This window comes from Zobellella taiwanensis (assembly GCF_003012795.1).
In the GTDB taxonomy this organism is placed as follows: Bacteria; Pseudomonadota; Gammaproteobacteria; order Enterobacterales; family Aeromonadaceae; genus Oceanimonas; species Oceanimonas taiwanensis.
The window spans coordinates 26,148-47,343 of the sequence record NZ_PXYH01000022.1 but is presented as its reverse complement, the minus strand read 5'-3'; the positions used below and the strand labels follow the sequence as shown (position 1 = coordinate 47,343).

General features: G+C 63.3%; 16 protein-coding genes and 1 pseudogene. 9 read left to right on the top strand and 8 right to left on the bottom strand.

All coding sequences use genetic code 11. The features are described 5' to 3' along the window. Positions 1–22 precede the first annotated feature (22 nt). Positions 23–1,936 (top strand): methyl-accepting chemotaxis protein, encoded by a 1,914-nt coding sequence (locus C7I36_RS14090; protein WP_106454332.1) that lies wholly within the window; start codon positions 23–25, stop codon positions 1,934–1,936. A 15-nt stretch (positions 1,937–1,951) separates the two neighbouring features. Here C7I36_RS14090 and C7I36_RS14085 read toward each other — a convergent pair whose 3' ends face one another. From C7I36_RS14085 to prlC, 4 genes are all read right to left on the bottom strand, one after another. Further along, the gene (locus tag C7I36_RS14085) at positions 1,952–2,827 is read right to left on the bottom strand and encodes an MBL fold metallo-hydrolase (RefSeq protein WP_106454331.1); all 876 of its coding nucleotides are present in this window, start codon (positions 2,825–2,827) and stop codon (positions 1,952–1,954) included. 58 nt (positions 2,828–2,885) lie between these two features. Further along, positions 2,886–3,656 (bottom strand): class I SAM-dependent methyltransferase, encoded by a 771-nt coding sequence (locus tag C7I36_RS14080; RefSeq protein ID WP_106454330.1) that lies wholly within the window; start codon positions 3,654–3,656, stop codon positions 2,886–2,888. Then, complete coding sequence (locus tag C7I36_RS14075) at positions 3,625–6,018, bottom strand: putative bifunctional diguanylate cyclase/phosphodiesterase (protein WP_106454329.1); 2,394 nt, start codon at positions 6,016–6,018, stop codon at positions 3,625–3,627. The genes C7I36_RS14080 and C7I36_RS14075 overlap by 32 nt, the downstream gene beginning before the upstream one ends. A 116-nt stretch (positions 6,019–6,134) precedes the next feature. Then, positions 6,135–8,177 carry an oligopeptidase A gene (gene prlC / locus C7I36_RS14070; protein ID WP_106454328.1) on the bottom strand — a complete coding sequence of 681 codons (2,043 nt, stop codon included), beginning with the start codon at positions 8,175–8,177 and terminating at the stop codon, positions 6,135–6,137. 220 nt (positions 8,178–8,397) lie between these two features. Here prlC and gorA point away from each other — a divergent pair, with 220 nt between their 5' ends. Next, positions 8,398–9,750: a glutathione-disulfide reductase gene (gorA, locus tag C7I36_RS14065; RefSeq protein ID WP_106454327.1), complete on the top strand. Its 1,353-nt coding sequence runs from the start codon at positions 8,398–8,400 to the stop codon at positions 9,748–9,750. Positions 9,751–9,765: 15 nt separating this feature from the next. On the opposite strand, the gene C7I36_RS14060 is transcribed toward gorA, so the two are convergent. Beyond that, positions 9,766–11,046: a GGDEF domain-containing protein gene (locus tag C7I36_RS14060; protein ID WP_106454326.1), complete on the bottom strand. Its 1,281-nt coding sequence runs from the start codon at positions 11,044–11,046 to the stop codon at positions 9,766–9,768. Between the two features lie 338 nt (positions 11,047–11,384). Between C7I36_RS14060 and C7I36_RS14055 the strand changes: the two genes are divergently transcribed. Continuing rightward, positions 11,385–11,996 carry a response regulator transcription factor gene (locus tag C7I36_RS14055; RefSeq protein ID WP_106454325.1) on the top strand — a complete coding sequence of 204 codons (612 nt, stop codon included), beginning with the start codon at positions 11,385–11,387 and terminating at the stop codon, positions 11,994–11,996. A 77-nt stretch (positions 11,997–12,073) separates the two neighbouring features. Further along, positions 12,074–12,592 carry a polyhydroxyalkanoate synthesis repressor PhaR gene (gene phaR / locus C7I36_RS14050; protein ID WP_106454324.1) on the top strand — a complete coding sequence of 173 codons (519 nt, stop codon included), beginning with the start codon at positions 12,074–12,076 and terminating at the stop codon, positions 12,590–12,592. A 33-nt stretch (positions 12,593–12,625) separates the two neighbouring features. Here phaR and C7I36_RS14045 read toward each other — a convergent pair whose 3' ends face one another. The 3 genes from C7I36_RS14045 to C7I36_RS17460 all read right to left on the bottom strand — a co-directional run bounded on the left by C7I36_RS14045 (position 12,626) and on the right by C7I36_RS17460 (position 14,210). Beyond that, entirely contained in the window at positions 12,626–13,108 is a 483-nt protein-coding gene (locus C7I36_RS14045) for an FKBP-type peptidyl-prolyl cis-trans isomerase (protein ID WP_106454323.1), read from the bottom strand. 219 nt (positions 13,109–13,327) lie between these two features. Further along, positions 13,328–13,954, bottom strand: a complete 627-nt coding sequence (locus C7I36_RS14040; protein ID WP_106454322.1) for a phasin family protein — start codon at positions 13,952–13,954, stop codon at positions 13,328–13,330. An 88-nt stretch (positions 13,955–14,042) separates the two neighbouring features. Further along, entirely contained in the window at positions 14,043–14,210 is a 168-nt protein-coding gene (locus tag C7I36_RS17460) for a hypothetical protein (RefSeq protein ID WP_181256383.1), read from the bottom strand. 17 nt (positions 14,211–14,227) lie between these two features. Here C7I36_RS17460 and C7I36_RS14035 point away from each other — a divergent pair, with 17 nt between their 5' ends. The 5 genes and pseudogenes from C7I36_RS14035 to C7I36_RS14015 all read left to right on the top strand — a co-directional run. Next, positions 14,228–16,369 carry an adenosylcobalamin-dependent ribonucleoside-diphosphate reductase gene (locus C7I36_RS14035; RefSeq protein WP_106454321.1) on the top strand — a complete coding sequence of 714 codons (2,142 nt, stop codon included), beginning with the start codon at positions 14,228–14,230 and terminating at the stop codon, positions 16,367–16,369. 9 nt (positions 16,370–16,378) lie between these two features. Then, positions 16,379–17,053, top strand: coding sequence for a TSCPD domain-containing protein (locus tag C7I36_RS14030; RefSeq protein WP_106454320.1), 675 nt, complete (start codon positions 16,379–16,381; stop codon positions 17,051–17,053). Positions 17,054–17,506: 453 nt separating this feature from the next. Next, on the top strand, positions 17,507–19,282 hold the full coding sequence (gene gcl / locus C7I36_RS14025; RefSeq protein WP_106454319.1) for a glyoxylate carboligase: 1,776 nt from the start codon (positions 17,507–17,509) through the stop codon (positions 19,280–19,282). Between the two features lie 66 nt (positions 19,283–19,348). After that, the gene (gene hyi, locus C7I36_RS14020) at positions 19,349–20,131 is read left to right on the top strand and encodes a hydroxypyruvate isomerase (protein WP_106454318.1); all 783 of its coding nucleotides are present in this window, start codon (positions 19,349–19,351) and stop codon (positions 20,129–20,131) included. Between the two features lie 44 nt (positions 20,132–20,175). Beyond that, positions 20,176–21,081: pseudogene (locus C7I36_RS14015) on the top strand (2-hydroxy-3-oxopropionate reductase); the annotation flags it as partial. Between the last annotated feature and the right edge of the window lie 115 nt (positions 21,082–21,196).

Below are 21,196 nucleotides of genomic sequence, written 5' to 3'. Positions count from 1 at the left end.
AGGATGCATAGAGGCCCGGTTGATGAAAGTTTCGCTGTTTTCGTTGTTGTCTTCATTGCTGCTGATCCTGCTGGCGCTGGTGCTGGCCGGCGCCTTTTACCTGGGGGATCAGCGCCTGCAACAGGGGGAGCAGACCCGGGCGGAGCTGGAGCAGTTGCGCCGGGACGCCAATATCGGCCTGCACCGCACCATTTCCGCCTACCTGGCCCAGGGCGACACCAGCCTGATGACGGAAGCGGAACACCAGTTGCAGGCCATGGCCGACAGCCTGGCCGCCTATCCGGACGGCGCCGACGCCGCCCGCGCCGTAACCACCCTGCACCAGCAACTGACCCACGACTTCCGCGAGGCGGGAAAGCTGTCCGGCAACAGCCAGCAATTGCTGCAGCACGCCGAACAGGAGCTGGCCGACCAGCTCAGGGCCCTGGCCCGCTACGCCGATACCGAACACAGCCTGGCTCCCCGCTACCAGGCAGTGGTGGCGGAGATGCTGGCCGCCCTGCCCCGGCTGGTGCACCTGCGCCAGGGCTATATCGACAGCGGCAACCCCCAGCTGCGCGAAACCCTCGATTTCCAGCTGGCCGAACTGGCCAAGCTGTCCGTCCGGCTCCAGGCCCTGCCCCTGCTGGGCATCTACCAGCAGCAGGAAGTGGACGAGTTCGCCCTGCGCAAGCCCAAGCCGGTGGAAGTGGGCGACGCGCCCCGGCGGGAAGTGCGCAGCCTGATCAACCGCTACCCCAAGGAACTGGACAATACCCAGTCCACCCTGGCCCTGCGCGGCCAGGCCACCCGGGCGCTGGGCGCCAGCCTGGCGGACATAGAGCAGCAGCTGGATCGGCTGGTGGAACGACGGGAAGCGGCGCGGCTGCAGGAATACCATCAACTGGCCATGCTGTTGCTGGCCCTGTGCAGCGCCCTGCTGCTGTTCGCCCTGCTCAGCTATCTGTTCCAGCGCCACTTGGTGGTACGCCGCCTGACACAGCTGCGCAACGCCTTCCGCCAGCTGCTGCAGGACGGCGAGCTGACCCCGTTGCCGGTCACTCATCCCCACAGCGAGCTGGGCCAGATCGCCACCAGCTTCAACGGCCTGCTCGACCTGCTCCAGCGCCAGCAGCAAAGCCGGGCCGAGCAACTGCAGCATGTGTCCCAGGCGCTGCAGCAGATGATTGAGGAAGTGCGCGATATCCAGGATCACACCCGGGGCACAGACCAGACCATGCAGGGCAGCCTGGGCATGGTCAACGAACTCAACCACCTGGCCGAGCAGATGCGCCAGGCCACCGACGATATCGCCCTCACCGCCCGCGACAACCTGCAGGCCATGGGCGTGAGCCGGCAGAAGGTGGAACAACTGGTGCATACCGCCGAGCAAAGCCAGCAGGCGGCGCTGACCGGCCAGCAGGCGCTGGCCAGCCTGGGCAGCTCGGTGGACGACGCGGCCGCCATCATAGGGGTGATCCAGCAAATCGCCGAGCAGACCAACCTGCTGGCGCTCAATGCCGCCATCGAGGCGGCCCGGGCCGGCGAGCACGGCCGGGGCTTCGCGGTGGTGGCGGACGAGGTCCGCAAGCTGTCGGGCAACACCCAGGGTTCGCTGACCGAAATCGGCAACATCATGGACCGGCTGCGGCTGTCGAGCGACGAGCTGAACCAGACCATCAGCAAGATGATGCAGGCGGCCGAGGCCCAGCACGATCAGGCCCAGACCCTGATGGCCGTTACCGAACAGGTGCGCGCCACCTCCCAGGCCACCACGGCGGTGGCCGAGCAGGGCGCCGGTCACGCCGACAGCCAGGCCGCCGAGCTGGGCCGCTTTATGGGACTGATGGACGAACTCAAGCAGCAGTCGACCCAGGTATCGGCCCGGGCCGAGCAGGTGGTGGCACGCATCCGCCACCAGGCGGGCACCATCACCGCCATGCTGGGCCAGGCCTGAGGCGGAACCCCAGCGTTACAGGCGGTTGAGGGGGATCTTGAGGTAAACGGTGTCGTTGTCTTCGGCCGGCGGCAGTTGGCCGGCACGGATATTGACCTGGATCGACGGCAGTATCAGCCGGGGCATGGCCAGGCCGGCGTCCCGCTCGTTGCGCATCTTCACGAATTCGGCCTCGTCGATACCATCGTGCACATGGATATTGTCCCGCCGCTGTTCCGCCACCGTGGTCAGATAGCGGTGCTCGCGGCCGGCCTTGGGATAGTCGTGACAGACATAAACGCACGTGTCGCCGGGCAGCGCCAGCAGCCGGCGGATGGAGCCGTAAAGCCGGGCGGCGCTGCCGCCGGGAAAATCGCAGCGGGCGGTGCCCACGTCCGGCATGAACAGGGTGTCGCCGACAAACGCCGCCCGTTCGTTGACGATATAGGCCAGGTCCGCCGGGGTATGGCCGGGGGTGTGCATCACCCGGACACTCAGCTCGCCCACCTCGAAACGGTCACCGTCGGCGAACAGCCGGTCAAACTGGCTGCCGTCGGGCAGGAAGCCTTTTTCCAGGTTGAACACCCGGCGGAAGATCGTCTGAACCTCACGGATGTGCTCGCCGATGGCGATGCGTCCCCCCAGCTGCTCACGGATAAAGGGCGCCGCCGACAGATGATCCGCATGGGCATGGGTTTCCAGTATCCACTGCAGGCTCAGATCCTGCTCCCGGATAAAGTCCACCAGCTGTTGCGCCGTATCGGTGCGGGTGCGGCCCGACTTGGGGTCGAAATCCAGCACGGGATCGATCACCGCGGCGGCGCCGCCGGACCGGTCATAGACCACATAGCTGAAGGTTTCGCTGTCCTGGTCAAGAAAGGCCCTGACCTGGGGAATGTCCTGAACTGCCATATGCTGATCCTCCCGATGCTGAATACGGCAATACATTAGCATAATCTAATTTAAAACCCTAGCCGTCCGCCCGCAACGCCGCCCTGACATAAAGGTCGAAACGGTTGTTCTTGCTTTCCACCCGGGCCGAAGGCGCCTGGTCGTTGAGGAAGCCGGCATAATCGGGCCGCTTCACCACCACCCGGGCGCGAGCCAGGGCCAGGGCCGGGGGCAGCAGGGCATCGGCGTCTTCGTCGGGCCCCACCAGGGAGTGGAACACCCGCATTTCCTTTTTGACCAGCGCCGACTTTTTCTTGTGGGGGAACATGGGATCCAGGTAGACCACATCCGGCGGTTCGGTGATATCCGCCAGGCCCTGGCCGAAAGGCAGCAGCCGCAGCCGTTCGCTGACCCAGCCGCCGATTTCCGGGTCCATTGCGGCCCGGCGCAGGCCATCCTCCAGCAGGGCGTGCACCACCGGATGACGCTCGCACAGGGTAACGATGCAACCCAGCGAAGCCAGCACAAAGGCGTCCCGGCCCAGGCCGGCGGTGCCGTCCACCACGCTCGGGGTGTGGCCGTGCTTGAGCCCCACGGCCCGGGCTATGCTCTGGCCCCGGCCGCCGCCGAACTTGCGCCTGTGGGCCAGGGCCCCTGCCACAAAGTCCACGAACACGGCGCCGAGGCGGGGCTCGTCGAGCTTGCGCAGCTCCAGCCGGCCGCCGGCCAGCACCAGGGCAAAGGGCGCCGGGGCGGTCAGCCCGGCCAGGCGCCGGGCCAGCCGCCCGGCCTCGTCCGCCAGGGCGGGATCTTCCACATCAATCTGCAGCGGGTACTGAATGTCCGGCATAGGATTCCAAAAAGGGCAAGAGTTCACGGATGGGCATGGGCCGGGCGATCAGGTAGCCCTGCAAATAGTGGCAGGGCTGGGTCGCCAGGTAGGCGGCCTGGGCCTGGGTTTCCATGCCCTCCACCACCACCTTCATGCCGAGGTCGCCGATGATGCGCAAAATTCCCTCCAGCAGCAAGCCGTCGCGCTGGTTGCCGGGCAGGTAGTCGATAAAACTCTTGTCGATTTTGACGAAATCGATGGGAAAGGCGCGCAGGTAGTTGAGCGCCGAGTAGCCGGTGCCGAAGTCGTCGATGGCGATGCGGCAGCCCGCCTTGCGCAGGGCGTCGATGCGTTCCAGGTGCTGCTCGTTGCCCTGCATGAACAGGGATTCGGTGATCTCAAAAATGATGTGCCGGGGCGACAGCTCGTGCTTGCCAATCACCGACAGCCACTCGCCGCCGTCCAGGCCCAAGCTCTGGAATTCCAGGCTGGAGCGGTTGATGGCCATTTCCAGGGCATAGCCGGCCTGTTGCAACCGGCGCAGGTCGGCGCAGGCCCGATTCAGCACCCAGTCGCCCAGGGCCTGCACCATGCCGCATTCCTCCGCTACCGGCACAAACTCGGCCGGAGAAATAAAGCCGAGGACCGGATGCTGCCAGCGCACCAGGGCTTCCAGCTTGGTTACCCGGCCCGAGGCGGTGTCCACTATCGGCTGGTAATACAGGCTGAGTCCGCCCTGCTTCACCGCCTCCACCAGTTCGTGCTGCAGCCGCAGGCGGCGGGTTTGGGAGCGGTTGAGCTGGTTGTCGTACAGGGCCAGGGGCTGCTTTTTCTGCTTGGCGCCAAACAGCGCCTGCTCCGCATGCTGCAGCAGGGTTTCGGCGTCCTGCTCCTCCACTCCGGGCCAGAGGGCACCACCCAGGGTGGCCTCCACATACAGGTGCTGGCTGGCCAGGTGGAGGGGCCGGTTGAGCGCTCCCAGCAGGTGTTTGCCGAAAATCCGCGCCTGGCGGTGCTGCACTATGCCCGGCACCAGCACCGCGAATTCGTCGCTGCCGATGCGGGCCAGGAAGTCGCCGCCGCGCAGCCGGCCGCGCAGGCGCAGCGCCACTTCCCGCAGCACCTGGTCGCCGACCCTGTGGTTCATGGCGTTGTTGAACAGCCGAAAATTGTTGATGTCGAGGATCATCAGCGCAAAGGGTTCGCCCTGCCGGCAGGCCCGGGCCAGCCGCTGCTGGAAACTGGCCCGGTTGGCCAGGCCGGTGAGGCCGTCTTCCTCTGGCTGGGCGCCCGGCGCGGGGGCGGGCGGACTGATTTCGCTGAAGACCGCCAGGTACTGGCTCTGGTGCCCCTGGCGGGTGAGCGAGGTGATCCTGAGCTGTTCGGGATAAACCTGGCCGTTCTTGCGCCGGTTCCACACTTCACCCTGCCAGCTGCCTTGCTCGCGCAGGGCCTGGTTCATGCGCTGATAGAAGTCGCGGGAATGCATGCCCGATTTGAGCAGGGAGGGAAAGCGCCCCAGCACTTCCTCCTGGCGATAGCCGGTGATCTGTTCGAATGCCGGGTTGACCGCCACGATGCGGCTGCTGGCATCGCAGATCATCAGCCCTTCGGGGCGGGCCGGCGGCGGGCTGAAATGGGTCCTGGGTCCGACCGGCTCCGCCGGTTGGGGTTGCAGTTGCTCGATAAGGCCCACCAGATAGTCGGGCTGGCCCTGTTCGTCGCGCACCAGGGTCAGGTGCGCCACTCCCCTGAGCACCCGGCCGTCCTTGTGCAGGTAGCGCTTTTCCAGCGCCGCCATGCCCTGGCCGGGCTCGTCGGCCAGTCGCTGGTACAGCCGCAGTGTATCGGGCCAGTCGGCGCTGTGGCAGAGATAACTGAGCGACTTGCCCCTGAGATCGGCGGCGGAAAAGCCCAGGGCCCGCTGCATGGCGCCGTTGCTCCATTCAATCAGGCCCGCCGGGCTGGCCTTGACCATGGGCAACGGCAGATGGCGGAACAGGGACAGGCTGGCGCCGGCGGCACGGGCCCGGTCCTGCTGGGCGAAGATGGCGCGAAACAGCTTGAGCCAGGCGGCGGCGGACGGCAGCCGTCCCTGCTGGCGCCACAAGAACAACAGGCCGTAGCCCGGATAACTGGGCGCCAGCGACAGGCCGTAACCGGCCGCCACCTCCAGGGTCTGGCAGTACTGGCGCGGCAAGGGCTGGCGCCCATGCCGCAGCCCGGTCAGCGGCTGCCCGGGCAGGGGCACGCCCGCCGCCAGCAACGGCTGCCATTGATCCTGCCGCAACCGGCACAGCAAGGCGCCGTCCGCCACCCGTTGTTCAATCAGCTGGCTCAGGCACCAGAGGTTAAACCATGAGGATACCCTGCTTTCCATTGTTGCTCTCTAATCCCGCCTATCCATGCTCGTTAACCGTGTATACCCCATCCGCGCCGCCCCTGGCCAGACGAGGATCAAAAAAAGGTGGCCTAAGCCACCTTGGGTGATCCGGTTCAGGCAGCGATGCCCGAGTGACGCAGCAAGGCGTCGATGTTCGGCTCCCGGCCGCGGAACTGCTTGAACAGCTCCATCGGCTCCTTAGAGCCGCCCTGCTCCAGCACAGCGTGCAAAAAGTCGCGACCGGTCTTCGCCGAAAACACCCCTTCCTCCTCGAAGCGGGCGAAGGCGTCGCTCGACAGCACCTCGGCCCACTTGTAGCTGTAGTAGCCCGCCGCGTAGCCGCCGGCGAAGATGTGGGAGAAGCTGTGCTGGAAGCGGTTGAACTCGGGCGGCGGCAGCACCGATACCCGCTCCCGCACCTGGTCCAGTATTTCCTGCACCCGGCCGGGCCGGGCACCGTCCCGGGCCATGTGCAGACGGAAATCGAACAGGGCGAACTCCAGCTGGCGCAGCATCATCAGCGCCGAGTGGAAGTTGCGCGCCGCCAGCATCCGCTCCAGCATGTCCGCCGGCAGCGGCTCACCGGTCTCGAAGTGGCCGGAAATAAAGGCCAGCGCCTCGGGCTGCCAGCACCAGTTTTCCAGGAACTGGCTGGGCAGCTCCACCGCGTCCCAGGCCACGCCATTGATGCCGGCCACCCCGGCCACGTCCACCTTGGTCAGCATGTGATGGATGCCGTGGCCGAACTCGTGGAACAGGGTCAGCACCTCGTTGTGGGTGAACAGGGCGGGCTGGCCGCCCACCGGGCCGTTGAAGTTGCAGGTCAGGTAGGCCACCGGCTTTTGCAGGCTGCCGTCCTCCCGGTAGCGGCGGCCGATGCAGTCGTCCATCCAGGCGCCGCCGCGCTTGTTGGCGCGGGCGTAGAGATCCAGGTAGAAGCTGCCGCGCAGCTCACCGGTTTCGTCGAAAATATCGAAAAAGCGCACGTCCGGATGCCACACTTCCACCCCGAAACGCTCCCGGACCTTGATGCCGAACAGCCGCCTAACGGTCTCGAACAGGCCCTGCACCACCTTTTGCTCGGGGAAGTAGGGACGCAGTTCCTCGTCGGAAATGGCATAGGTATGCTGCTTGAGTTTCTCGCCGTAATAGGTGACATCCCAGGCATTGAGCCGTTCGACGCCGTGCTGCTCGCGGGCGAAGGCGGTCAGTTCGGCCAGCTCCGCCTCGCCCTGGGGATGGGAGCGTTCGGCCAGTTGTTCGAGAAACTCCAGCACCTGCTGCTCGCTCCGGGCCATCTTGGTGGCCAGGGAGACCTGGGCGTAGTGCTCAAAGCCCAGCAGCTCGGCCAGCTCCTGCTTGAGCGCCAGGGTTTCCTCTATGATGGCGGTGTTGTCGAACCGGCCCGCATCCGGGCCCTGATCGGAAGCGCGGGTGGTGTAGGCCCGGTACATTTCCTCGCGCAGGGCGCCGTTGTCGGCGTACATCATTACCGGCAGGTAGGAGGGAATATCGAGGGTGAACAGCCAGCCGTCCAGCTCCCGGGCCCTGGCCTGGGCCTCGGCGGCGGCCAGCGCCGAGGCGGGCAGGCCGGCCAGCTCGGCCCGGTCGGTAATGTGCTTGACCCAGGCCTGGGTAGCGTCCAGCACCCGGTTGGAAAAGGTGGAGGCCAGCTCCGACAGCCGGCTGCGGATGGCGCCGAAACGCTGCTTTTGCTCCGCTTCCAGGGCGATGCCCGACAGGCGGAAATCGCGCAGGGTATTCTCGACTTCCTTTTGCTGGGCCTGGCTCAGCTTTTTGAAGTCGTCCCGTTCCGCCAGGCTCTGGTAGGCGGCGAACAGGCCCTCGTGCTGACCCATCCAGGTCTGGTATTCCGACAACAGCGGCAGGCAGGACTCATAGGCCTGGCGCAGCGCCTCGTTGTTCATCACGCTGTTGAGATGGCTGACCGGCGACCAGATGCGGCTGAGGTGATCGTTGACTTCCTCCAGCGGCGCCACCAGGTTGTCCCAGGTGAACTCCTCGTGGCGCGCCAGTACGGTTTCCACCCGTTTCCTGCAATCCGCAATGGCATGCTCTACCGCCGGCTTGATGTGTTCCGGCTTGATCTGGCTGAACGGCGGCAGGCCGTCCATGGTGAGTAGCGGATTCGTCATGGTCCTGTACCTCTTGTTGTTTTGGCCATCGCGCTGCCTGCCGGCAAGCGAGGGAATACCCCCTAACATGGTGACAGCGGGCCCAATGTTCAAGCTTTTCCTGCGTTAGCCTCCCGATTGACCGGCAAAGCGACCAATTGTTGACCGCCAGTCCCGCCAAAACTTGGTGTACAATCGGCAAGGCGTTTTATTTGAATCCTTCGACCCAGGGAGCAGACATATGGCACAGCATTTCGACTATATCGCCATCGGCGGCGGCAGCGGCGGCATTGCCTCCGCCAACCGGGCGGCCATGTACGGCAAGAAAGTAGCCCTGATCGAGGCCAAGGATCTGGGCGGTACCTGCGTCAACGTGGGCTGCGTACCGAAAAAGGTGATGTGGCACGGTGCCCAGGTGGCCGAGGCCATCAAGCTCTATGCCGCCGACTACGGCTTTGATGTGGAGCTCAAGGGCCACGACTGGGGCACCCTGGTGGAAAGCCGCCAGGCCTACATCGGCCGCATCCACCAGTCCTACGACCGGGTGCTGGGCAACAACAAGGTCACGGTGATCAAGGGCTTTGCCCGCTTCAAGGGCGCCCGCACCCTGGAAGTGAACGGCGAAGAGGTCACCGCCGACCACATCCTCATCGCCACCGGCGGCGAGCCCGTTATTCCGCACATTCCGGGTGCCGAGCACGGCATCGACTCCAACGGTTTTTTTGCCCTGACCGAGCAGCCCAAACGGGTGGCGGTGGTCGGCGCCGGCTACATAGCGGTGGAGCTGGCCGGGGTGCTGCACTCACTGGGCAGCGAGACCCACCTGCTGGTGCGCAAGCAGGCGCCGCTGCGCAACTTCGACCCCCTGCTCACCGACACCCTGGTGGAAGTGATGGCCGAAGACGGCCCCACCCTGCATACCCATTCCGTGCCCAAGAGCGTGGAAAAGCACAATGATGGCAGCCTGACCCTGCACCTGGAAAACGGCGAGTCCATCACAGTGGACTGCCTGATCTGGGCCATCGGCCGCCGCCCGCTGACCGGCAACCTCAACCTGGAAAGCGCCGGTGTCGAGCTGGACGACAAGGGCTACATCAAGGTGGATGAATACCAGAACACCTCGGCCCCGGGCGTGTATGCGGTGGGCGACAACATCGGCCGCGTGGAGCTGACCCCGGTAGCGGTGAAGGCCGGCCGGCAGCTCTCCGAGCGGCTGTTCAACAACAAGCCCGACGCCAAAATGGACTATGAGCTGGTGCCCACAGTAGTGTTCAGCCACCCGCCCATCGGCACCATGGGCCTGACCGAGCCGCAGGCCCGGGAGCGCTTTGGCGACGACAACGTCAAGGTGTACACCTCCTCCTTCACCGCCATGTACACCGCGGTGACCCAACACCGCCAGCCCTGCAAAATGAAACTGGTGTGCGCCGGCGAGGATGAAAAAGTGGTGGGTATTCACGGCATCGGCTTTGGCATGGACGAGATCCTGCAAGGCTTTGCGGTGGCGGTGAAGATGGGCGCCACCAAGGCCGACTTCGACGCCTGCGTGGCCATTCACCCGACTGCGGCGGAAGAGTTTGTGACCATGCGCTGAGCGGGATTGCCGCCCTCAGGCGTGACAGAAGGCGGCGTTGCGCCCCCGGCGCTTGGCCTGGTACAGGGCCCGGTCGGCCAGCTCGAACAGGACTTCCGGCCCATGCCCTTCGGCCGGCGACAGGCTGGCCGCCCCCACGCTCAGGGTCTGGCGGTCGGCAATGGGTGAAAAACGGTGTTCCATGGCCCGCTCGTGCAACTGGCGCACCAGTTGCTGCGCCAGTTGCCGTTCCCGCCCCGGCGCCAGGCCACGGAACAGCAGAACGAACTCGTCGCCGCCGTAACGTCCCAGCCAGCCGTGGTGGCGGTCGGCCACTGTCTGTAATAACGTCGCGATATCCAGCAGCACCTGGTCCCCCGCCAGGTGGCCGTAGTTGTCGTTGTATTCCTTGAAATAGTCCACATCCACCAGCAGCAGGCTGACGGTTTCTGGCGGCCGGGCCGCCGCCTGGGTCCAGAGCCCTTCCAGCACCTCCCAAATCGCCTTGCGGTTGAACACCCCGGTCAGACCGTCCCGGCTGGCGCTCTGGTGGCTGCTCTGGGCGCGCCGCTCGGCGTCGATACTGCGCAGAACCAGGCGGTGCAGCATCAGGAACAGACCGGCGCCGCTCAGCAGCAACAGCACCAGCAGCCATTCGTAGCGGTGCAGTGAACGGCTGAACGCGGCGTAATCATAATCCACTCCCAGCATGCCAATAAAACGACCGTCGCTGGCGTAAAAGGGGGCATAGCCGGTAATAAACTTGCCCCATTTGTCACGCGTCACCAAATAGGCGGGCTGGCGCCTGCGGAATACCTCTTTGTTGGTGTCTGCCAGCAGCGAATACCTATCCTTGTCGTGTTCCGCCACCGGGGTTGAGCCTTCTTTCGAGTTCCACGGCAATGACTGGGCATCAAGCAGGTATTGAATATCGAGCCCGGTTCCGACAGGGGCGCCATATAATGATTCTTCGCCCGGCTCTACCCGATAGCGCCAGGGCGGCGCCAGTTCGGTTTCGATATAGATATAGCGAATATCGGTCAGCGCCATCAGTTCACGGGCCTGGCGCTCAAAATCCTGGTTCAGCGGATGATGAACCAGCTCGCTAAACTCCAGCCGGCTCAATTCGGCCACCTGCTCCGGCGACAGCGCGGTATGGCGGGCCAGCTGGGTCGCCAGCGCCATCAGGTTGCGCCCGGTGTTGTGCTCAAATTCCTTGCGCACCAGATGGGCACCCAGCAGCACGATAAGCAGTACGCTGCCCAGCCAGAATGCAAATGGTAATAATTTTTTGTTTTCACCCGTTACAGGTATCAAGATCGATATCCATTCGTTTTCCCGGAAAGGTATCCGGGATTAAACCCCGAACAAAAAAGGCGGCGACATTTTTATTTTATGGCCGGCACCTGGCTTTAATTATCATTGGGCTTCGGGAAGGATTTTATAGCAGCCCCCGGAAAAGGCATATACGCTTTTAAATGTATAAGGATAAGTATTTACACTTACTTCCATCCTGTTTCGCCATTTTTATTACTATTTTGGTGGCAATAGAATTGGAGCCATTTCCGGCTGTTGTAATAGAATGGTTGGTCGTTGCCATGATGTGACAATACTATTCTGATAATGACAGCCAACACGCATTGGGGAAAGCCGGCATGACGCCTCACCAGACGGTCTATGTCGTTGACGATGACGACGTGCTCAGGCACCTGCTGGAACAAGTTTTTACCTCGGCAGGTTTTCGGGTGCTGACCTTTGCCTGCGCCGAGGACTTTCTCGCCAGCCAGCCCCACGGCGAGGCCGCCTGCCTGATCCTGGATCTGCGCATGCCCACCATCAGCGGCCTGGAACTGCAGAACATCATGCGGCAACGGCATATTGACATGCCGGTCATCGTCTATACCGGGAACGCGGATGTGGCCGTGACGGTCCGGGTGATGCAGCAGGGCGCCTTTACCCTGATTGAAAAACCCCTGAGCAGCGAGTTGCTGATCGCCGAGGTAAAAAAGGCCCTGCACCACGCCGAACGCCAGCAGGCACTGAAGCGGCGCATCCGTCACGCCCAGCAGGTGATGACCAGCCTGTCCCGCCGGGAGCGGGAAATCGCCGACCACCTGGCAGACGGACTGACCGCCGCCGACATTGCGGCCCGGCTGGAGCTCAGCGTGCGCACGGTGGAAACCCACAGGGCCAAGATTTTCCGCAAGCTGGGGCTCAAGTCGGTAGTGCTGCTGGCCCAGCTGGCGTTGCTGGCACGGCTCGGCTGACGCTGCCGCCAAATTGAGCGGTGCCCCCGATTGGGATACACTGCCCCCACTCTTTGCCCGCTTTCCGCCGAGGCCGCATGTCCAAACCGCAGGATAATGTCCGCATTATCAAAAAGTATCCCAACCGGCGCCTGTACGACAGCCACACCAGCAGCCATGTCACCCTGGCCGACATCCGCCGCCTGGTGCAGGAGGAAGAGTCCTTTCAGGTGGTCGACGCCAAAACCGGCGAAGATCTGACCCGCAGCATACTGCTGCAGATCATCCAGGAAGCCGAAAGCGACGGCGATCCCATCTTTTCCAGCGATATGCTGAAAAACATCATCCGCTTCTACGGCCCCTTCCAGGGCGTGCTCGGCAGCTACCTGGAAGAGAGTATCCAGTCGATGCTCGATATCCAGACCCAGGCCGGCATGCAGTCCTCCCAGGCCTGGTCCCAGTTCATGCAGGGCCAGGTGCCCATGATGCAGGAACTGATGCGCCAGTATGTGGAACAGTCCCGCCAGCTTTACCTTAATACCCAAAACATGTTCGGCCTGTTCGGCGGCTTCCCCGCCCCGGATGAACAGGAGCAAAAAAAAGACGGCGAGGACTGATCCCCGCCGCCTTGGCGTAAGGCGCCCGAATGCTCAGTGGTGGTGGCCGCCCTCGCCATGGGCATGGCCATGAGCGATTTCCTCTTCGGTGGCGGCCCGCACCGATGCCACGCCGAGTTCGAAGGTCAGGGTCAGGCCGGCCAGGGGATGGTTGAAATCCACCTCAGCCATGAACTTGCCGACTTTTACCACTGTTACCTGGCGATGGCCCTTATCGGTCTGCACCACGGCCACCATACCCGGCTGCCAGCGCTTGGCGCCTTCCAGATGCTTGACCGGGATCCGCTGGATCATACCTTCCTGGCGTTCGCCATAGGTTTCTGCCGGAGCCAGGGTTACGCTGAACCGATCGCCCTCGGCCTTGCCCGCCAGCGCCTGTTCCACGCCCGGCATCATGTTGTTGTGGCCGTGCAGATAGGCCAGGGGCGAGCGGCCTTCGTTGCTTTCCAGTACCTGGCCCTGCTCGTCTTTCAGGGTGTAATGCAATTGCACTACAGTGTTGTCCGCGATTTGCATCTCGATGTCCCGTGTTCGGTAAGAAATAAAGCCGACGGATAATAGCAGAAGCCCACGCCGGCTTCAGCGTTGTGAGCCGGGGCAGCGACTCCAGGGCGACGGCAAGCGGACTGCAGCTTGCCGGCCTGGTGGAAACCGGCATCCTCCTGGACACATAAAAAAAGCGACAGGGAAGTTGCCCTGTCGCCCAAACGAGATAACAGCTGTGTTCGAAGAAAATCAGCCGGCCTTGGTGGAAGAGGCGCGGGGGTTCTTGCCGGCGGTGCCGGCACTGGCGGCGGTCAGGCTTTTTTCGGCGGCTTCGGCAACCTGCCGGGCGGCTTTTTCGGAGCTGTCGGTCGCCTGCCTGATGGCCTTGTCGGCGATGTCGGCGGCGTCCTTGGCGGCCTTCTGGGCGCTTTCATAAGCGTCGTTGGCGTTGCTGACCGCTGTTTTCAGGGCAGAGACCGCAGGTTCGGCACCCGCCGGGGCCCGGCTGGCGAACTGCTCGACCCATTCGTCCACCTGGCGGTTGCCGGTGGCCACTTGTTGCTCGCCGTAGTGCGCCAGCTGCTGCTGGGTTTCTGTGGCCAGGGCCAGCAGGTCACGGTTGAAGGCCAGTTGGCGATCGAGCAGGGCAGAGGGGCTGCAGGTGGCGGCGTTCAGCTCAAGCAGGGCCTTGGGTTCGCGTACGGCCAGCAGCTTGCCGGCATAATCGAACTGGGCGGCGGCCAGGTCGGTCAGCGCCTTGTAGTGCAGCTGGCCCAGTTTTTCGGCGCCGGCAAACAGGTTGCCACTCAGATTTTGTACCAGGGCCAGGTTGGCCTGCTGGGCTTTTTGCAAGGTTGCGATATCAAACAATGACATGGTTGGCGTCTCCTGATGAATGGGGGGCTATTGCCCGGCACGCCAGCAAAGTCTTTTACCACTCAGGCTTGTTCGGCGCGCAAGGTCATTATTGCACCGCACAAAAATCTTTTACAAGCTCTTTTTTGTGCAGCGCAAAATAGCCGGCACGGGGAGCGCCGGCAGCGACAAAAGATACATATAAAATATATCTTTGATCACCGACAGGATCCGCCGGGCCGAAGCGGACCATACTGAAGCAATATGAATTCAGCATGACGGATCCCTAGCCCCATGAATGCCAGCACTCTCCAGGATATCCAGGCCATCCCTTTCCAGCCCGCTTCCCTCGATATCTGGGACGCCAAATACCGGCTCAAGAACGGTCGCGGCGACGCGGTGGACGAGGATTTGCCGGCCACCTACGACAGGGTAGCGCGGGCCCTGGCGGAGGCGGAAGCCACGCCGGCCCTGCGCAAAACCTGGTACAAGCAGTTCCGCTGGGCGCTGGAACAGGGCGCCATCCCTGCCGGGCGCATCATTTCCAACGCCGGCGCCCTGGCCCACAAGCCGGCCACCTCCACCATCAATTGCACTGTGTCGGGCACCATTCAGGACTCAATGGACGATATTCTGCGCAAGGTGCACGAAGCCGGGCTGACCCTTAAGGCCGGTTGCGGTATCGGCTACGAGTTTTCTACCCTGCGCCCGCGCAATGCCTTCGTCTCCGGCGCCGGCGCCTACACCTCGGGTCCCTTGTCGTTCATGGATATTTATGATCGCATGTGCTTCACCGTGTCTTCGGCGGGCGGGCGCCGCGGTGCACAAATGGCAACCTTCGACATCAGTCATCCGGATGTGGTCGACTTTATCCGGGCCAAGCGGGAGGACGGCCGCCTGCGCCAGTTCAACCTGTCGTTGCTGATCAGCCGCGATTTTATGGCGGCGGTGGAGCAGGACGCCGACTGGCCGCTGGTGTTTCCGGCCACCGCCGCCGAGATTGAGCGCGACCGGCTCGACATCCACGACCCGGCCCAAATCCTCTGGAAGGACTGGCACCTCAAGCAGGACTACCTGCTCGATGAGCAGCACAGGGTAGCCCACCGGGTGTACGGGGTGATCCGGGCCCGCAAGCTGTGGAACCTGATCATGAGTTCTACCTACGACTTCGCCGAGCCGGGCTTCATCCTGATCGACCGGGTGAACGAGCTGAACAACAACTGGTTCTGCGAGACCATCCGCGCCACCAACCCTTGCGGCGAGCAGCCGCTGCCGCCCTACGGCAGCTGCCTGCTGGGCTCCATCAACCTGACCCGCTTCGTGCTCCGCCCTTTCGGCCCCGAGGCCGAGTTCGACTGGGATCGCTACCGGCAGGTGGTCGCCATTTTCACCCGCATGCTGGACAACGTGGTGGAGATCAACGGCTTGCCGCTGGCGGCCCAGCAGGCCGAGATCACCGGCAAACGCCGCCATGGCATGGGCTACCTGGGCCTGGGCTCGGCCCTGACCCTGCTGGGGCTGCGTTACGGCTCGCCCGAGGCGGTCGCCTTTACCGAACGGGTGACCCGCGAGCTGGCCGTCACCGGCTGGAAAACCGGCCTGGAGCTGGCCCGGGAAAAGGGGCCTGCGCCGGTGCTGCTGCAGGAATTCGAACTGACTCCGGAGCTGCTGCGCCTGCGCCCCGAATTGCTGGATGACGGTTACCGGCCCGGCGACCGGGTACCCGGACGGATACTGCACGCCCGTTACAGCCGCTATATGCAGCAGTTGGCCCACATAGAGCCGGAGCTGGTGGCCGGGCTGGCGGAGGTCGGCGCGCGTTTTACCCACCATTCATCGATAGCGCCAACCGGCACCATTTCCCTGTCCCTGGCCAACAACGCCAGCAACGGCATAGAGCCGAGCTTCGCCCACCACTACAGCCGCAACATTATCCGCGCCGGGCGCAAGACCAAGGAAAAGGTGGACGTCTTTTCCTTCGAACTGCTGGCCTACCGCCATCTGGTCAACCCCGGAGCCCTGCCCGACAGCACGGACCCCGCCCAGACCCTGCCCGACTATTTTGTGACCGCCGGCGACATTACGCCCCGCCAGCATGTGGATATGCAGGCCGCCGCCCAGCGCTGGATAGATTCGTCCATCTCCAAAACCGCCAATGTGCCCGCCGACTATCCGTTCGAGCAGTTCAAGGACATTTATCTCTATGCCTACCGGCAGGGCCTGAAAGGCTGTACCACCTTCCGCTTCAACCCCGCCGCCTTCCAGGGGGTGCTGGTGAAGGAACAGGATCTGGCCGCCACCCGTTACCAGTTCACCCTGGAAGACGGCAGCACGGTCGAACTCAGCGGCAACGAAGAGGTGGAATACGACGGCGAACGGCATACTGCCGCCAATCTCTACGACGCCCTCAAGGAAGGGTATTACGGCAAATTCTGAAGGTATCCCATGAAAAAAATCAGCAAGAAGATTGTCGGCTACCGGGTGCTCGACCAGGACACCCCACCCCAGCAGGAAGCCCGGCCGCCCATAGTGCAGATGCACGAGGCGGTAAAACGGCCCGAGGTCCTGCTCGGCTCCACCTACAAAATCAAGACGCCCCTGTCGGAGCATGCCCTTTATGTCACCATCAACGACATGGTGCTCAACGAAGGCACCGAGCACCAGATCCGGCGGCCCTACGAAATTTTCATCAACTCCAAGAACATGGAGCACTACCAGTGGGTGGTGGCGCTGACCCTGCTGATGTCGGCGGTCTTTCGCAAGGGCGGCGACATCACCTTCATCGTGGAGGAGCTGCGTGCCGTGTTCGACCCCCAGGGCGGCTATTTCAAGCCCGGAGGCCGCTTCATGCCCTCCCTGGTGGCGGAAATCGGCGACGCCATCGAGCACCACCTGCGGATGATCGGCATGATCAGCCCACCCGGCCTGGATCCGCACCAGCAGGCAATACTGGACGAGAAGCGCGCCCAGTACGAGGCCAGGCAGGCGGACGCCGCGCCCCGGGAACCGGGCCAGTTTCCGGCCGATGCCCAGCTGTGCCGGAAGTGCCTGACCCGGGCCGCCATTCTGCTCGACGGCTGCCTGACCTGCCTCAACTGCGGCGAGTCCAAATGCGGTTGACGGGGATGATGTGTGTGGCTGGCCCACACACATTGATCACAAATAAAAATACAAAAATGAACACAAAAAGCTTCGCACCCTCTCTTTGTTAATGTAGTGTAACCTCTTCGCCGCATCCCGTTTCGGCCGCCTCCAATCATAAAACTGAAATCCTCTTCCATAAAAAAATGCAAACCTGGCATGCTGTCCATCGCCTTTGGAAATCAACAAAAAAATACTGATAAACAATCACCTAACCATTAAAAAAACCTTTCCACCCCCTCCCAGAAAAAGACCTTCATTTCCACATTATAAAAATCATTTCCAAAATATGTTGATCGTCACATTTTTTTTCGTATCATCAGGGTATGGGTTGCGTAGTTGTTAAGCGTCCTCACCAGACCCCGATACGCACCAGTCACCACGGACAACAACAATGGTGCCGAGGGCACCTCAGATGAATGGATACAAACCATGGCTAAAATGAAAGCAATCGAAGCGGCCGCTAAAATCCTGGAACTGGAAGGTGTCACCAAAGCCTTTGGTGTTCCCGGCGCCGCCATCAACCCCTTCTACGCCGCGCTGAAGGGTCTCGGCTCCATCAGCCACGTGCTGGCCCGCCACGTCGAGGGTGCCTCCCACATGGCCGAAGGCTACACCCGTGCCAACCCGGGCAATATCGGGGTCTGTATCGGTACCTCCGGCCCCGCCGGCACCGACATGATCACCGGCCTGTACTCCGCCTCCGCCGACTCCATTCCGATCCTGTGCATCACCGGCCAGGCGCCGCGTGCCCGCATGCACAAGGAAGACTTCCAGGCCGTGGACATCGAGTCCATCGCCAAGCCGGTCGCCAAGTGGGCGGTCACCGTGATGGAGCCGGCCCAGGTGCCCGGTACCTTCCAGCAGGCGTTCCATATCATGCGTTCCGGCCGTCCCGGCCCGGTGCTGATCGACCTGCCCTTCGACGTACAGATGGCCGAGATCGAGTTCGATCCGGAAGCCTACCAGCCGATGACCCCGTACAAGCCGGCCGCCACCCGCATACAGGTTGAAAAAGCCCTGACCATGCTGAACGCCGCCGACAAGCCGCTGATCGTTTCCGGTGGCGGCGTGATCAACGCCGATGCCGCCGATCTGCTCACCGAGTTCGCCGAAGTGCTGGCCGTGCCGGTGATCCCGACCCTGATGGGCTGGGGCACCATTCCCGACGACCACGAGCTGATGGCCGGCATGTGCGGCCTGCAGACCTCGCACCGCTACGGCAACGCCAACCTGCTGGCTTCCGACTTCGTGATCGGCATCGGCAACCGCTGGGCCAACCGCCACACCGGTTCCGTCGACGTCTACACCAAGGGCCGCAAGTTCGTGCACGTGGACATCGAACCGACCCAGATCGGCCGGGTGTTCGGCCCGGATCTGGGCATCGTGTCCGACGCCGGCGAAGCGCTGAAGCTGTTCGTGGAAGTGGCCAAGGAGTGGAAAGCCGCCGGCAAGCTGAAAGATCGCAGCGCCTGGGTTTCCGAGTGCCAGCAGCGCAAGCGCACCCTGCAGCGCAAGACCCACTTCGACAACACCCCGGTCAAGCCGCAGCGCGTATACGAAGAGATGAACAAGGCCTTCGGCCGCGACACCACCTATGTGTCCACCATCGGTCTGTCGCAAATCGCCGCCGCCCAGTTCCTGCACGTGTACAAGGCGCGCAACTGGATCAACTGCGGTCAGGCCGGCCCCCTGGGCTGGACCATTCCCGCCGCCCTGGGCGTATGCGCCGCCGAGCCGGGCCGCCAGGTGGTTGCCCTGTCCGGCGACTACGACTTCCAGTTCATGATCGAAGAGCTGGCGGTGGGTGCCCAGTTCAAGCTGCCCTACATCCACGTGCTGGTGAACAACTCCTACCTGGGCCTGATCCGCCAGTCCCAGCGCGGTTTCGACATGGACTACTGCGTCCAGCTGTCGTTCGAGAACATCAACGCGCCGGAGCTGGGCGAATACGGTGTGGATCACAAGGCCGTGGTCGAGGGCCTGGGCTGCAAGGCCATCCGGGTATTCAAGCCGGAAGACATCGCCCCCGCCTTCGAACAGGCCAAGGCGCTGATGGCCGAGCACCAGGTGCCGGTAGTGGTGGAAGTCATCCTGGAGCGGGTGACCAACATCGCCATGGGCGTGGAAATCGACGCCATCAACGAGTTTGAAGAGCTGGCCGAGAAGGGTGCCGACGCTCCCACCGCCATCTCCCTGCTCGACTGACGGTATGGGCCCGGCCCGGGGCCGGGCCCATACTGAACTTGCCCCCAAGAACATAAGGACATCGCAATGCCGAAATTAGCCGCCAACCTGTCGATGCTGTTTACCGAGGTCGACTTCCTGGACCGCTTCGACGCCGCCGCCAAGGCCGGTTTCAAGGGCGTGGAATACCTGTTCCCCTACGACTATCCGGCCGAGGTCATCAAGGCCAGGCTGGACCAGAACGGCCTGGAGCAGGTGCTGTTCAATCTGCCGGCCGGCGATTGGGCCGCGGGCAGCCGCGGCATTGCCGTCGATCCGAGCCGGGTTGAAGAGTTCAAGGCCGGCGTGGACCAGGCCATCGCCTACGCCAGGGTGCTGGGCAACAAGCAGGTCAACTGCCTGGCCGGCATCCCGCCCGCCGGCGTGTCCGCCGAACAGGCCGAGGCCACCTTTGTCGCCAACCTCAAGTACGCCGCCGAGAAGCTGAAGGAAGCCGGCATCAAGCTGATTGCCGAGGCGATCAACACCCGCGACATTCCGGGCTTTTTCCTGAACAACAGCAAGCAGGCGCTGGACATCATCGAGAAGGTGGGTTCCGACAACCTGGCGTTCCAGTACGACATTTACCACATGCAGATCATGGAAGGGGACATCATCCCGACCATCGAGAAAAACCTGAGCATCATCAACCATATCCAGCTGGCCGATAACCCGGGCCGCCATGAGCCGGGCACCGGCGAGCTGAACTACCACAACATCTTCGCCTTCCTGGACAAGGTGGGCTACCAGGGTTGGGTGGGCGCCGAGTACAAGCCGGCCACCACCACCGAGGCGGGCCTGGGCTGGCTGAAAAGCCACGGCGTTGCCTGAATCCCTGAACTGATCGCTCCCGGCGCCGGCCATCCGGCGCCCCAAGCCAAGAGGAAACGAACATGAAAATAGGTTTTATCGGTACCGGTATCATGGGCAAGCCCATGGCCCAGAACCTGCAAAAAGCGGGTCACACCCTGTATTTCTCCGAGCACTACAAGCCGGCCCCGGCCGACCTGCTGGGTGATCACGGCATCGCCCTGGCCACGCCCAAGGCGGTAGCCCAGGAAGCCGAGGTGATCATCACCATGGTGCCCGATACGCCCCAGGTGGAAGCGACCCTGTTCGGCAAGGACGGCGTGGCCGAAGGCCTGTCCGCCGGCAAGGTGGTGGTGGACATGTCCTCCATCTCCCCCATGGCCACCAAGGGTTTTGCCAAGCGCATCAATGAACTGGGTGCCCAATACCTGGACGCCCCGGTGTCCGGCGGTGAAGTGGGCGCCATCAACGCCACCCTGACCATCATGGTCGGCGGCGAAGAGGCCACCTTCGAGCGCATCAAGCCGCTGTTCGACGCCATGGGCAAGAACATCACCCTGGTGGGCGGCAACGGCGACGGCCAGACCTGCAAGGTGGCCAACCAGATCATCGTGGCGCTGAACATCGAAGCGGTGGCCGAGGCCCTGGTGTTCGCCTCCAAGGCCGGCGCCAACCCGGCCAAGGTGCGCGAGGCGCTGATGGGCGGTTTCGCCTCTTCCAAGATCCTGGAAGTGCACGGCGAGCGCATGGTCAAGGGCACCTTCAACCCGGGCTTCCGCATCGCCCTGCACCAGAAGGACCTGAACCTGGCCCTGAGCGGTGCCCGCGAGCTGGGCGTGGCCCTGCCCAACACCGCCAGCGCCCAGGAACTGTTCAACACCTGTACCGCCCTGGGCGGCGACGGCTGGGATCACTCCGGCATGGTCAAGGCGCTGGAGCACCTGGCCAACCATAATATCCGGGGCGAGTAACCCTTTTTACCGGACCGCGGCTTTTTGGCTTCGGTCGCGGGCCGGTCAAAACCGGGGCTGGCACCGGCAACCGCAGACTTTCACTCAGGGGGCTTTGTGTTAGATCTTCATTGCC